Source organism: Serratia sp. G204Y, from assembly GCF_051172435.1.
GTDB classification, from domain to species: Bacteria; Pseudomonadota; Gammaproteobacteria; order Enterobacterales; family Enterobacteriaceae; genus Serratia; species Serratia sarumanii.
Genome location: NZ_JBPIZA010000001.1, coordinates 767,301 through 780,924 on the forward strand (window position 1 = coordinate 767,301; position 13,624 = coordinate 780,924).

The following is a 13,624-nucleotide window of genomic DNA, read 5'->3' on the forward strand; positions in this document are numbered from 1 at the left end:
CACCCCGAGAGTCACGATAAATAATTCACTTAGTATTAAATTGCATAACTAAAGGCTATTTCTTATTTGTTCAGCCCCGCAGGACTCCGTATCAATATGGCAGACGCTACCGCAAGAAACAGGGAGACGGGGATGAACTTTCAACAATTAAAAATTATTCGCGAATCGGCGCGCTGCAACTACAACCTGACCGAGGTCGCCAATACCTTATTTACTTCGCAGTCCGGCGTCAGCCGGCATATTCGCGAGCTGGAAGAAGAGCTGGGCATTGAAATATTCATTCGCCGCGGCAAACGGCTGCTGGGCATGACCGAGCCCGGCAAAGAGCTGCTGGTGGTGGCGGAACGCATTCTCAACGACGCCAACAACATCCGTCGCCTGGCGGACGTCTTCAGCAGCAACGATTCGGGGCAGCTGCATATCGCGACGACGCACACCCAGGCGCGCTACAGCCTGCCGGGAGTGATCAAAGAGTTTCGCGCGCTTTATCCACGGGTGCGGGTGGTGCTCAATCAGGGCAGCCCCGAAGAGATTGTCTCGATGCTGGCCGCCGGCGAAGCCGATATCGGCATCGCCAGCGAACGGCTGATGAGTGACGAGTCGCTGGCGGCGTTCCCGTACTACCGCTGGCATCACACCATTTTGGTGCCGGAAGGGCACGAGTTGACGCGCCAGCCGCAGGTGACGCTGGAGATGCTCAGCACCTTGCCGCTGATCACTTACCGCCAGGGCATTACCGGGCGCGCGAAGCTGGATGCGGCGTTCAAAGCGGCGGGCCTGACGCCGGACATCGCGCTCAGCGCGCAGGATTCCGACGTAATTAAAACCTACGTCGAACTGGGATTGGGCGTAGGCGTGTTGGCGGACATGTCGTATGAAAAAGAGCGCGATCGCGGGTTGGTGAGCCTCAACGCCGAGCACCTGTTTGAACCCAATACGGTATGGCTGGGCCTCAAGCGCAGCCAGCTGCAGCGCAACTATGCCTGGCGCTTTATCCAACTGTGCAACCCGACGCTGTCGCTGACCGAAATCAAGGACAAGGTCTTCTCGTCGCAGCTGGATGCGGTGATTGACTACCAGATTTAATCGATAAGCGGCAGGCAACCCCTGCCGCGCATTCCGCATCGCTCCCCTAATAATCAAAATCCCATCTATATACATAAAAAGAATATCTATAGTGATTTAAGTACCTTCAGCTGCCGATCGTGCTCGCATACACTCGCGAAATTATTATAAATTCCATCCGCTTGGAGAGTTTCAGATGAAAGCGCTCGTTCCTTCTTTGCTGTTTTTAGCCGTGGCGGCCAGCGTTAACGCGCAGGCGGCGACGCCGGCCAACACGCTGGTGATCGCGCAGTCTATCGATGACGTGGTCAGCTTTGACCCGGCCCAGGGATTTGAGTTAACCACGGTGCAGTCGTTCAACAGCCTGTATCAGCGTCTGATCCAGTCCGATCCGCACAACCCTATCGATCTCAAGCCAACCCTGGCCAGCAGCTGGCAGGCCGGCGCCGACAATCGCAGCCTGACTTTCAGCCTGCGCCCGGACGCCAGGTTCGCCAGCGGCAATCCGCTGCGGCCGGAAGACGTGATCTTCTCGCTTTCACGGGTGGTAAAACTCAATCTGGAGCCGTCGTTTATCCTGACGCAGCTGGGTTGGAACGCGAAGAACGTGGAGCAACACCTGAGCAAGGTGGATGACCACCAGGTAAAAATCAGCTGGAGTGAAAACGTCAGCCCGGCCTTCGTGCTCAGCCTGCTGTCGGCGCCGGTATCGTCGATCGTCGACGCCAAAGAGGCGCTGGCGCACCAGCAGGGCGACGATCTGGGGCACCAATGGTTGAACAGCCACTCCGCCGGCAGCGGCCCTTACAAAATCCGCACCTATGTGCCGCACGAGGTTGTGGTGCTGGACGCCAACCCAGGCTCGCCGGAAGGGGCGCCGACGCTGAAAACCATCCTGATCAAAAACGTGCCCGATCCGGCCGCGCGCCGTTTGCTGATCGAGCAGGGCGATGCCGATATCGCGCGCAACCTGGGGGCAGACCAGATGGCGGCCCTGAAGGGCAAGCCGGGCGTCAAACCGTTGGCCATTCCTTACGCCTCGCTTTATTTCCTGCAGTTCAACGCCAAGGCGTCGCCGGCGCTCGGCAATCCGGCGTTCTGGGAGGCGGCGCGCTGGCTGTTCGATTACCAAGGCATCGCCGACGATCTGCTGAAAGGGCAGTTCCAGAGCCATCAGGCATTCCTGCCGGACGGTTATCTGGGTGCGCTCAAGGATCAGCCGTACAGCTTCAATCCACAGAAAGCCAAAGAAATACTGGCCAAAGCGGGGCTCAGCAACGTCAGTTTCCGTCTGGACGTCAACAACCAGCCGCCGTACCTGGATATCGCCCAGGCGCTGCAGGCCAGTTTTGCCCAGGGCGGCGTGAAGGTGGAACTGGTGCCGGGCATCAGCTCGCAGGTCTCCACCAAGGTGAAAGCGCTTAACTACGATGCGACGCTGACTTCCTGGGGGCCGGATTATTTCGACCCTAACACCAACGCCGCAGCCTTCGCCTACAACCCGGAAGACGGCAGCAAGACGCTGGCCTGGCGCGCCAACTGGCAGATCCCGGCGCTGAGCAAGCTGACGCTGGCCGCCACCGCGGAAAACGACACCGCCAAACGGGTGGCCGACTACCAGCAACTGCAAAAACAGGTGCAGCAAAGCTCGCCGTTCGTCATCGGCCTGCAGGCGCGCAGCCTGATTGCGGTGCGCGACAACCTCAAGGGCTATGTGCAGGGCATCAACCCTGACATGGTGTTCTACAGCAAGGTCAGCAAGTAATGGCCGCTGAACTGTCCGCCTCCGCCGGGACGGCCCGGCGGTATTGGCGCTGGGGCGGGCGGCTGCTCGGCGGCGCGCTGTCGCTGGCGTTGACGTTGCTTGGCCTGCTGCTGTTCACCTTCATGCTGTCGCATCTGGCGCCGATCGATCCGGCGCTGCAGGTGGCGGGCGATCATGCCAGCGAAGCCACCTACGCACAGGTGCGGCATGAGTTGGGATTGGATCAGCCGTTGCCGGTGCAGTTTTGGCGTTATCTGGTGCACCTGGCGCACGGCGATTTGGGTATTTCGCGCATAACCGCCCAGCCGGTGTTGAGCGATCTGCTGCGTACCTTCCCGGCGACGGTGGAGCTGGCCACCTGCGCCATTATCCTCGGCGCCCTCGGCGGCATTACGCTGGCGTTTCTGGCGGTGCTCAAACCGGGCAGCTGGCTGGATAACGCGGCACGTCTGCTGTCGCTGATCGGTTATTCGGTGCCGATTTTCTGGCTGAGCCTGCTCGGGCTGCTGCTGTTCTACGCCACGCTGCACTGGTCGGCGGGGCCGGGGCGGCTGGACGACATCTACCTGTACAGCATGGAGCCGCGTAGCGGTTTCGTGTTGATCGACAGCTGGCTGTCTGGCGATCGCGACATGTTCTACAACGCCATCGGCCACCTGTGGTTGCCGGTAGTGGCGTTGGCGCTGTTGTCGATGGCGGGCATTACTCGGTTGCTGCGGGCGGCGATGCTGGAAGAGTGCAACAAGGAATACGTGACGCTGGCGCGTTCCAAGGGGGCCGGGCGCCTGCGCATTCTGCTGCGCCATGTGTTTCCCAACGTGCTGGGCACGCTGATCACCGTACTGTCTCTCTCCTACGCCAGCCTGCTGGAGGGCGCGGTATTGACCGAAACGGTGTTCGCCTGGCCCGGCGTCGGGCGTTACCTGACCTCGGCGCTGTTTGCCGCCGATACGCCGGCGATCCTCGGTGCCACGCTGCTGATCGGCACCTGTTTCGTGCTGTTGAATGCGCTGGCCGACGCCTTGACCTATTTAGTGGATCCGCGAACCCGATGAGCCAATATCTCTCTGAACACGAACCGCAAAGCGAGCCGGCCGTCGGTTACCGCCGTGGCCGGCGCCTGACCACGCTGACGCTGGGCACGGCGCTGGTGGCGATTCTGATCGTCACCGCGCTGCTGGCCCCGTGGCTGGCGCCTTTCGATCCCAATCTGCAGCATATCGAGCTGCGGTTACTGCCGCCTTCCGCCGCACATTGGCTGGGCACCGACGGCTTTGGCCGCGACTTGCTCTCCCGCGTGATTTACGGCGCGCGGCCGACGCTGATTCTGGTGTCGCTGATTCTGGTGTTGACCATTCCCATCGGCCTGCTCGTCGGCATTGGCGCCGGTTATCTCGGCGGCTGGGTAGAGCGCATTTTGATGCGCCTGACCGACATTTTTCTGTCGCTGCCGAGCCTGGTGATCGCGCTGGCGTTCGTGGCGGTCATGGGGCCGGGGCTGATGAACGGCGCGCTGGCGCTGGCATTGACCAGCTGGCCGGCCTTTGCCCGCCAGGCGCGGGCCGAAACCCTGGCGCTGCGCCGCAGCGATTACCTGGCGGCGGCGCGCATGCAGGGCATCAACGGGCTGCGGCTGATGGTCGGCCATATTTTGCCTTTATGCCTGCCGAGCGCGGTGGTGCGCGCAGCGCTCAGCCTGGGCGGCATCATCCTGTCCGCCGCCGGTCTGGGGTTCCTCGGCATGGGCGTCGCGCCGCCGACCGCCGAATGGGGCTCGATGGTGGCCGAAGGCAGTAAAGTGATTTTCGACCAATGGTGGGTCGCCGCCGCGCCGGGCGGGGCGATCCTGTTCGCCAGCCTGGCGTTTAACCTGCTGGGCGATGGCCTGCGCGACAAAATGGATCCTCGTCATGGGCACTGATAACAGCTTATTGACCGTCGAACGGTTGGCGATCGGCGTGCCGGGGCCACAGCCGGTGACGTTGGTGAAGCATATTTCGTTCAGCATGGGGCGGGAGCGGCTGGCGCTGGTCGGTGAGTCCGGTTCCGGCAAATCGTTGACCGCGCGTGCGCTGATGGGGCTATTGCCGCCGCCGTTGCAGCTGCAGGCGCAGCGCCTGACGCTGGGCGATGAAGACTTGACGCGCCTGAGCGAGCGCCAGTGGAGCCGGCTGCGCGGCGACCGGGTGGCGATGGTGATGCAAGATCCCAAGCATGCGCTGAATCCCAATCAGCCGATCGGCCGTCAGGTGGAGGAGCCGCTGGTGCTGCATGCGAAGCTGAGCCGCGCCGAGCGGCGTGAAAAAGTGCTGGAGATGCTGGCGGCGGTGGGCTTGCCCGATCCGGCTGCGCTGTGCCGCCGCTATCCGCATCAGCTCTCCGGCGGCATGGGGCAGCGGGTGATGCTGGCCATTGCGTTGATCAACGATCCGCAGCTGTTGATTGCCGACGAACCGACTTCGGCGCTGGATCACCAGATGCGCGATCAGGTGCTGCAGCTGATAGAAAACCTGGTGGCGCAACGCAATATGGGGCTGATCCTGATCAGCCACGATTTGCAGCAGGTGGCGCACCACTGCGAGCGGGTGCTGGTGATGTACAAAGGCGAGCTGTTGGATCAGCTGCTGGCAGCAGAGCTGGCTCGGGCCACGCATCCTTATACTCGCACGCTGTGGGCGTGCCGGCCGAGCCGCGAGACGCGCGGCAAACCGCTGCCGGTGCTGGATCGCGCGCTGTTGGAGACGTTGAAATGAGCGTGATCGCACTGGAGAACCTGAGCGTCAGTCATCGCCAGGGCTACGAACTGCGCACCGTGGTGCATGAGGTTAACCTGCGCATCGAACCGGGCGAGTGTTTCGGGCTGGTGGGGCCTTCCGGCTGCGGCAAGTCCTCGTTGCTGTGGGTGCTGGCCGGGCTGAATGGCAGCTGGCAGGGCGGCTTTGAGTTGCTGGGGCGGCGCCTGCAGCCGGGCCAGGCGTTTACCGGCGAACTGCGGCGCGAGGTGCAGATGGTGTTTCAGGATCCCTATGCTTCGCTACACCCCAAGCACCGGCTTTTGCGTACGCTGTCGGAGCCGCTCAAACTGCTGCAGGAAAGCGACATCGAACGTAAAATCAGCGCGGGCTTTCGCCAGGTGGGGTTGGATCCGCGCCTGCTGGAGCGCTACCCGCATCAGCTGTCGGGCGGCCAGCGTCAGCGTGTGGCGATTGTGCGCGCATTGTTGCTGCGGCCGAAACTGCTGTTGCTGGATGAACCGACCTCGGCGTTGGACATGTCGGTGCAGGCGGAGATCCTCAACCTGCTCAACGAGCTGAAACAGGCGGGCGATCTGACGATGGTGCTGGTCAGCCACGATGCGGACGTGATTGACCACATGTGCGATCGTTCGGTGGCGATGGCGCACGGCCGCATCATCGTTTGACCCTATGCCCGCCAACGCGGCGGGCATATCCATCCTGGTAATAAATAAAGCAATTTATCGTCGTTCTTCCGTTAATTCTTACCCCCTACACTCGAAAAACAGCGCAATTGCGTGATAGTGGAGAGTGTATCGATGAAACGGTTAATCCCAACCTTATTGTATGGCGCGCTGGCGGCCGCGTTCGGTGCGCAGGCCGCCACCCCGCAGGACACCTTGGTGGTGGTCAGTTCGCTGGAGGGCATTATCAGCCTCGATCCGGCGGAGAGTTTTGAAACCGTCAGCTCGGCTAATCTGGTCAACCTCTATCAGCGCCTGGTGGCGCCGGATCGCGGTGCGCCGCAAACGCTGGCGCCGGACGCCGCCGCCAGTTGGCAAGCGGGCGCCGATGGCCACAGCCTGATCTTTACCCTGAAACCGCAGCAGCGCTTCGCTTCCGGCAATCCCCTGCGGCCCGAAGACGTGATTTTCTCGCTGGTTCGCGCGGTGAAGCTGAACAAGGCGCCGTCGTTTATTCTCGGTGAGTTTGGCTGGACGCCGGATAACGTTGAGCAGCAGCTGAAGAAGGTGGGGGATAACCAGGTGCAACTCAGTTGGCCCGCCAACATCGGCAGCGAGTTGGCGTTGCGGCTGCTGACGGCGAATGTGGCCTCGATCGTGGATGAAAAGCTGCTGAACGAGCACGCGCAGCAGGGGGATTACGGCAATGCCTGGCTGCGCGGCCATTCCGCCGGCGGCGGCCCGTATCGGGTGAGCAACTATGTGCCGCACGAAGCGCTGCTGTTTGGCCGCAACGACTATGCGCCGTCGCCGGCCCGGCTGAAAACGGTGTTGTTCAAGAACGTCAGCGACGCCGGCACCCGCCGTTTGCTGTTGCTGAAAGGGGATGCCGACGTGGCCTACGATCTGGGCGCCGACCAGTTCGACTCGCTGCGCAACGCGTCTGGCGTGCGCATCGAGCAGGCCGATGCGCCCCGGGTCTATTACCTCGGTTTCAACACCGGCAGCAAAGACAACCCGGCGCTGGGCAATCCGGCGCTGTGGCGGGCGGCGCGCTGGCTGGTGGATTATCAAAGCATCGCCGAGCAACTGCTGAAAGGGCAATATCGCGTGCATCAGGCCTTCTTGCCGCAGGGATTGGATGGGGCGCTCGACGATCGGCCGTTTACGCTCGACGTGGGCAAAGCCAAACAGATCCTGCGCGATGCCGGTATTGCCGAAGGTACGCGCCTCGATCTTATCGTCATCAATCAGCCGCCGTACACTGACATCGCACAGGCGCTGCAGGCCAGCTTCGCGCAGGCCGGGCTGCGGCTGGATATCCATCCGGTGGTGGAGAGCGACCTGTGGGGCAAGATGCGCGGCCGCGATTTTCAGGCGATCTTCACCTACTGGGGCGCCGACTACCTGGATCCGAACACCAACGCCAGCGCCTTTGCCTACAACGTGCCCGGTGGGCCGAAAACCCTGGCCTGGCGCACCCAGTGGGGCATTCCCGCCATCAGCGCGGAAACGCGTGCCGCGGCCGCAGAGGGCAACAGCGCCGCGCGCCGCGCACGTTATGCCGCGCTGCAACGGGAACTGCAGGCCAGCTCGCCCTATGTAGTGGCGCTGCAGGGGCAAACGCTGGTGGCATTGCGCGACAACGTCAAAGGTGCCCAGTTGGATATCGCCAACAGCATGCTGTATCTGGATCGGGTCAGCAAGTAGCGCCAACGCCGTGCGCCTGGCCGAGCTTTCTATCGCGCCAAAGGCCGCCCGTGCGTGAAATCGCTTGCTGCTGTAACCTGGAATCGTGAGAGGTTTTGTCAGGGTGAAATAAAATGAAATTTCATAACGTGCTCACATGGCGCTGATAAATTGGCGCTGAAAGGCGGCGTTGTTTAAGTCTTTCACCGCGGTTGTCCGCAATGAGGCGGACACATCACCTCAGGAGATATTATGGACAATAACGGAAACGCTTCAGTGGAGCGCGCGGCAACCTGGCTCGCCGCCGGTGAGGTTGTGACGCCGGAACAGTTTTTATGGTTTCCAGCCACTGGCCAATCCGGCAACGGCCAGCACGGCAGAAGTGGCCGGATTGCTCAATCGGCTGATCGAGACGCTGAAGAACTCACCGAACAACGCTGGTGCGTTCTGGCCGGCGTTCATCAAGAGCAACAGCCAGCCGGCGGCCGCCAAGGCGATGCCGAAAGGTTGCGGCGTTCGCCAGGCGCGACGGTTGCGCAGGCCGCGCGCCAAGGCCATGCCTAATCCGAACACTGCCGCCAGGCAGACCAGCAGCGGCAGCATCGTCCAACCGAGCCAGGCGCCCAGCGCCGCAAGCAGTTTGAAGTCGCCCTGGCCGATGCCGTTACGCCGCCGCAGCTGCCGATAAAGCGCGTTGAGCAGCCACAACGCCCCGTAGCCGGCGGCGGCGCCGATAACCGCATCGTCCAGCGGCGCCCAGCGAGCGTCGAGATTGCACAGCAGCCCGCCCCACAGCAGCGGCTGGGTTAGCCGGTCCGGCAGCCACCGGTGGCGCCAGTCTAGCCAGGCCAGGGCGATCAGCAGCGCCGCGGCCGGCGGTAACCACAGCCGATGTGCTGTCGGCAGGTCAAAGGGTAGCGCCGCCAACGCCAAACCCAGGGCCGTCAGCAGCAGGCTGCGGCGGCGCAATCTCGGCGGGCTGGCGCGCACGGCCGCCGTTCGCTCCAGCCGGGTGATGAGCGCGAAGGCGAGCATTCCTGCCGACAGCAGCGCGGTAAAAAACAGCGCGTGCCACAGTGAGAAAAGAAACATCAAGGCTCCGTCAGTCGTGAAACAGATGTTTAAAATAACGGCAAAATGCGTATTTCATCGGAGTGAAATGCGGTGGGTTGTGAGGAATGCGCAGTCGTGCGCATTGCCATTTTAGGTATTGCAGAGTGATACAATGCCATGCGCGGTGGCGCGCAGCAGTGGGTTGCTGCGCTTTTTATCGGCAAAATCGGCGCTAAAAGGGTGTGAATTCACCTGGCGGCCGGAATGGAGCGGCCAATGGCGTAAGTGACGGCGTCACTGAGAGGTGATTGGGGTTTATCCTATTGTTTCTGCTCGTCAAGCCGTTAGGCTTTAAGGGAGAGGCGCCCCGACAGGCCGGGACGTAAGGTTTTTCAGATCTGCCGCGGGAAAGGCGGCAGTAAAGCAGTGGGTTGGCATGCTCCAGGAGGGAGGGAGGCCAACGGTGTCATGAAAGACGAAATTCAGGCAGGACTCATCAAAATCAAAAAACGACTCTGGCGCCGCCGCCGGGCGGCCTGGCTGGCCGGGCCGCTGGTGTGGCTGGCCGGCGCGGCGCCCGTGTGCGCCGAATCCCCGCCGGCGCCGGACGCCGTTATTTCTTCCGAACGGCAAGCCGCGGATCCGGCCGAGAGTTTGCCGGAGCTGGGCGGTGCGCCCGACGATGCCGCGCGCGAGAAGCAGTGGGCCGAGATGGCCAAGCAGTTTGGCGAAAAAGATCTGAATAACGTTTCCCGTCAGCAGATGCGCAGCCGCGCCGAGGATTACCTGCTCGGCCAGGCGGCCGACACGCTGCAGCAACAGGCGCAGGAGCTGTTGTCGCCGCTGGGCACCGCCCGGCTATCGCTGAAGATGACCGGTGAGGGGGATTTTACCGGCAGCAACGGGCAGTTATTCAGCCCGCTGTACGACGTCGACGGATTGCTGACCTACAGCCAGATCGGCTGGCTGCAGCAAAGCGCGGGGGCGCTCGGCAATTTTGCGCTGGGGCAGCGCTGGATCGTCGGCGACTGGCTGCTGGGTTACAACACGGCGCTCGACAGCGATTTCGCCCGGCAGCGCAATCGCGGCAGCGTCGGCGCGGAAGCCTGGGGAGACTACCTGCGTTTCTCCACCAACTATTACTACCCGCTGTCGGCGCTGGCGCAACAGCCCGGCGATGGCGTGTTTTTCAGCCGTCCGGCGCGCGGTTACGACATCACGACGCAAGGCTATCTGCCGTTTTATCGCCAGATCGGCGGTTCGCTCAGCTATGAGCAGTATCTGGGCGATAATGTCGATCTGTTTGGCAGCGGCAAAAAACAAAACGATCCGCGCGCGATGCAGCTGGGGCTCAATTACACGCCGGTGCCGCTGGTGACGATGAAGGCGCTGCATAAGATTGGCGCGGGCGGGCAGAGCCAGGATCAGGTCGAACTGGCGCTGAGTTATCGGCTCGGGGTACCGCTGGCGAAGCAGATTTCGCCGGAGTATGTGGCGCAGGCCAAGTCGCTGCGCGGCAGCCGCTACGATCCCATCGAACGCAAGAACGTGCCGGTGCTGGAATTCCGCCAGCGCAAAACGCTGCAGGTGTTCCTGGCCACGCCGCCGTGGAGCCTGCAGGCAGGGGAAACCGTGCCGCTGGTGCTGGAAATCAAGGCGTTGAACGGCATCGCTCACGTCAGTTGGCAGGGGGATACGCAGGCGCTGAGCCTGACGCCGCCGCACAACGCCAACGATCCGCAGGGCTGGACGGCGATCGTGCCGCCGTGGGACGACGCGCCGGGCGCCGCCAACAGCTACCGGCTGTCGGTCACGCTGGAGGACGAAAAGCAGCAGCGCGTGACGTCCAACTGGATAGAGCTGAAAGTGGCGCCGCCGCTGACGGCGACCGCCGGCGATGACGCGGGTCTGCTGCCGATCAAAACCCTGACGCCGCCGCCGATCCCGGCGCAAACCGGGCCGCTGTACGGCGGCGATTAACCGTTTTTACCCTGCAGCACCCACACCGCGGCCTCGACGCGGGATTTTAGCTTCATCTTTTTCAGCAGGTGTTTGACGTGCACCTTGACCGTGCTCTCGGTGATGGTCAGGCGGCGGGCGATCAGCTTGTTCGGCAGCCCCTGGGCAATCAGCTTCAGGATATCCCGCTCGCGCGGCGTCAATTGCTGAATATCGCGATCGGCGCTGGGGCGGTTTTCCCGCAGGCTGGCGGCGAGGATCGGCGTCAGCGTTTCGCTCAGCACCATCTGCCCGGCCGCCGCCTGATGCAGCGCCTTCAGCAGATCCTCCGGCTCCATGTCTTTCAACAGATAGCCGTCGGCGCCGCGTTTGAGCGCGCTGACGACGTCGTCTTCATGGTTGGACACGCTGAACACCACGACGCGCCCCGAGAGGTCGGTCTGGCGCAGGCGATCCAGCGTTTCCAGCCCGTTGATGCCGGGCATGTTCAGGTCGAGCAGGATCAGATCCGGATCGTGCTGCTCCGCCAGCGTGACCCCTTGTTCACCGTTGCTGGCTTCGGCGATGACCTGCAGGCGGGCGTCCATGCCAATCAGCTGTTTTACGCCGTTGCGCAGCATCGGGTGGTCGTCTATCAGTAAGATTGTGGCGGCGGTTTCTGTCGTCATGGTGTCTCCGTTAGTCGATGGCGTGGTTATCCGGCGTGAAGCTGACCCGCACCTCGGTGCCGCCGCCGCTGCGCGGTAAAATATCGCAGCGGCCATGCAGGCTCTTGGCGCGATCGCGCATGATGATCAAGCCGTAATGGTCGGGGCGAGACGTCTCGGCCGGCAGGCCGCGTCCGTTGTCGCATACGCTCAGGGTCACTTCGCCCCGCTTGTTGATGACCTGAATGCTCACCTCGCTGGCGGCGGCATGCTTAAGGATGTTGCTGAGCGCCTCGCGGGCGATCTGCAGCAGGTGAATGGCCTGGTAGGCGGGCACCGTGCGTGGCCCCAGTTGGTAATCGAGGCTGATGGTCAGGCCCAGTTTGGGATTGAACTCCGCCACTGTCGATTGCAGCGCCGCCAGCAGGCCCGGTTCGGTCAGTTGCAGGCGGAAGGTGGTCAGCAGCTCGCGCAGCTGGCGATAAGCGCCGTTCAGCTCTTCGCGCATCTGCTGCACCAGCACCTGGCTGGCGGAAGAGAGCGTTTCGCCCTGCATCTGCAGGCAGGCGATTTGCATTTTCAGGCAGGAAAGCGATTGGGCGATGGAGTCGTGCAGCTCGCGGGCGATCGCCGCCCGTTCTTCCATCAGCATCAGCTGCTGCTGATGGTCGACCTGACGCTCGATGGCCAGCACGCTGGTCAGCTGCTCCACCAGGGTGTTGATCAGCTGGCGGTGCTCATCGTTCAGCGGCTGTTGCGGCGCATGCTGTGCCACGATCACGCCGTAGTCGCCGAGCTTGTCGCTCAGGCTCCAGCTCAGCGACGGATTGTCGGGATGCTGGCGGTCGCTGTCGTTCAGGCAGGCGCTGCACACCGGGTTATGGCAATGCTCCGGCCGCAGCGGCTGGTTGCCGCTCAGCTGCAGCAGCGGTTCCCGGCTGTCGTTTTCATACAGTCGCACCTGAATGGCGCGCAGCGGCGTCAGGGTTTGCAGCTGGTTGAGCAGCGGCGTCAGGCGGCTGCACAGCGGCTCGCTGGCGTGCAGCAGGCGGCTGGCGCGATAAAGGAAGCTCAGCACCTGATTCTTTTGCTGCAGGTCCGCGGTCTTCTCGGCCACGCGCTGCTCCAGCCCGCTGTAGGTGGCCGACAGTTCGTCGGACATGGTGTTCAACGCGCCGCCGAGCGACGCCATTTCATCCTGATGGCCGCGCTGCGCGAAGCGGCGGCTAAAATCGCCGCGGCCCACCGCCAGCGCCATTTCCACCAGCTGTCGCCACGGATGCAGCAACCGGCGGCGCAGGTAGCAGGTGGTGCCGATCAGCAGCAGCAGGGTCAGCGCGATGAAGCCGGCCTGCACCAGCGTCACCATCAGCAGGCGGCGCTCGGTTTGCCTGTCGATATCCGACACCAGCTTATCCAGCAGCTGCACGAAGTGCGCCACCTGCGGCGCGGCGTCGGCCGGGCGCTGCGCGCTGCGCAGGCGTGGTTGCAGGGTCTGTTGCCAGTAGTCGCGCAAGGCGTCGAAAGGTTGCGTCAACCCTTCCTGCTCCACCGAACGCTGCAGATCGGGGCTGTTTTCGTCGCGCTCCAGTTCGCGAATCAACGCTTCATGCCGTTCATCCAGCGGCACCTGCGCCAGCAGACGGTAGCTTTGCATACGCAGTGAGCCGGCCTTGTTGATGGCGTGCGCATTGCCCTGAATGCTTTGCGACATCCAGGCGGAAATCCCCATGCCGGCCACGCCCAGAATGCCCGACAGCAACATCAGCAGGGCGACCTGATTCACGATCGAAAGCGGGGCCAACAGGCGTTTCATAAGCGCGGGTTCCTGGCATTTGGCGCCGCTGAAACTCAGGTGGAGAAGGCGGCGACGGGGTAAACAAGTAACGATTCAGCCGTATTTTTGATTATCCCTGAGCATAACCCCATACCTCGAATGAAGTACCCATTAGTTTCCGGCGGGACGGCGCAGCGGTGAGAGTAGCGGCGTGATGTTTTATAATGCGTTGATTTAAAGTGATTTAATTT

The 13,624-nt window shown here is 62.6% G+C and carries 11 protein-coding genes; 8 read left to right on the forward strand and 3 right to left on the reverse strand.

Translation table 11 applies throughout. The features are described 5' to 3' along the window. Positions 1–132 precede the first annotated feature (132 nt). The 7 genes from cbl to ACSBQQ_RS03820 all read left to right on the forward strand — a co-directional run bounded on the left by cbl (position 133) and on the right by ACSBQQ_RS03820 (position 7,958). Positions 133–1,086 (forward strand): HTH-type transcriptional regulator Cbl, encoded by a 954-nt coding sequence (cbl, locus tag ACSBQQ_RS03790; RefSeq protein ID WP_033634950.1) that lies wholly within the window; start codon positions 133–135, stop codon positions 1,084–1,086. A 175-nt stretch (positions 1,087–1,261) separates the two neighbouring features. Next, complete coding sequence (locus tag ACSBQQ_RS03795; RefSeq protein WP_047571558.1) at positions 1,262–2,830, forward strand: ABC transporter substrate-binding protein; 1,569 nt, start codon at positions 1,262–1,264, stop codon at positions 2,828–2,830. After that, positions 2,830–3,885: an ABC transporter permease gene (locus ACSBQQ_RS03800; RefSeq protein ID WP_060418939.1), complete on the forward strand. Its 1,056-nt coding sequence runs from the start codon at positions 2,830–2,832 to the stop codon at positions 3,883–3,885. Before ACSBQQ_RS03795 ends, ACSBQQ_RS03800 begins: the two co-directional genes overlap by 1 nt. After that, positions 3,882–4,751: an ABC transporter permease gene (locus ACSBQQ_RS03805; RefSeq protein ID WP_043147604.1), complete on the forward strand. Its 870-nt coding sequence runs from the start codon at positions 3,882–3,884 to the stop codon at positions 4,749–4,751. Before ACSBQQ_RS03800 ends, ACSBQQ_RS03805 begins: the two co-directional genes overlap by 4 nt. Then, entirely contained in the window at positions 4,741–5,583 is an 843-nt protein-coding gene (locus ACSBQQ_RS03810; RefSeq protein ID WP_060427923.1) for an ABC transporter ATP-binding protein, read from the forward strand. The genes ACSBQQ_RS03805 and ACSBQQ_RS03810 overlap by 11 nt, the downstream gene beginning before the upstream one ends. Beyond that, entirely contained in the window at positions 5,580–6,251 is a 672-nt protein-coding gene (locus ACSBQQ_RS03815; RefSeq protein ID WP_033634942.1) for an ABC transporter ATP-binding protein, read from the forward strand. The genes ACSBQQ_RS03810 and ACSBQQ_RS03815 overlap by 4 nt, the downstream gene beginning before the upstream one ends. Positions 6,252–6,383: 132 nt before the next feature. Further along, positions 6,384–7,958 carry an ABC transporter substrate-binding protein gene (locus ACSBQQ_RS03820; RefSeq protein ID WP_060427926.1) on the forward strand — a complete coding sequence of 525 codons (1,575 nt, stop codon included), beginning with the start codon at positions 6,384–6,386 and terminating at the stop codon, positions 7,956–7,958. Between the two features lie 312 nt (positions 7,959–8,270). Here ACSBQQ_RS03820 and ACSBQQ_RS03825 read toward each other — a convergent pair whose 3' ends face one another. Then, positions 8,271–9,029: a prepilin peptidase gene (locus ACSBQQ_RS03825; RefSeq protein WP_230200363.1), complete on the reverse strand. Its 759-nt coding sequence runs from the start codon at positions 9,027–9,029 to the stop codon at positions 8,271–8,273. Positions 9,030–9,458: 429 nt separating this feature from the next. Between ACSBQQ_RS03825 and ACSBQQ_RS03830 the strand changes: the two genes are divergently transcribed. Further along, the gene (locus tag ACSBQQ_RS03830) at positions 9,459–10,970 is read left to right on the forward strand and encodes a YchO/YchP family invasin (protein WP_080377032.1); all 1,512 of its coding nucleotides are present in this window, start codon (positions 9,459–9,461) and stop codon (positions 10,968–10,970) included. On the opposite strand, the gene narL is transcribed toward ACSBQQ_RS03830, so the two are convergent. Both narL and narX read right to left on the reverse strand, forming a co-directional pair. Beyond that, the gene (gene narL, locus ACSBQQ_RS03835) at positions 10,967–11,617 is read right to left on the reverse strand and encodes a two-component system response regulator NarL (RefSeq protein WP_016927346.1); all 651 of its coding nucleotides are present in this window, start codon (positions 11,615–11,617) and stop codon (positions 10,967–10,969) included. The two genes, ACSBQQ_RS03830 and narL, sit on opposite strands and share 4 nt — an antisense overlap. A 10-nt stretch (positions 11,618–11,627) precedes the next feature. Continuing rightward, the gene (narX, locus tag ACSBQQ_RS03840) at positions 11,628–13,412 is read right to left on the reverse strand and encodes a nitrate/nitrite two-component system sensor histidine kinase NarX (RefSeq protein WP_060427927.1); all 1,785 of its coding nucleotides are present in this window, start codon (positions 13,410–13,412) and stop codon (positions 11,628–11,630) included. Positions 13,413–13,624 lie beyond the last annotated feature (212 nt).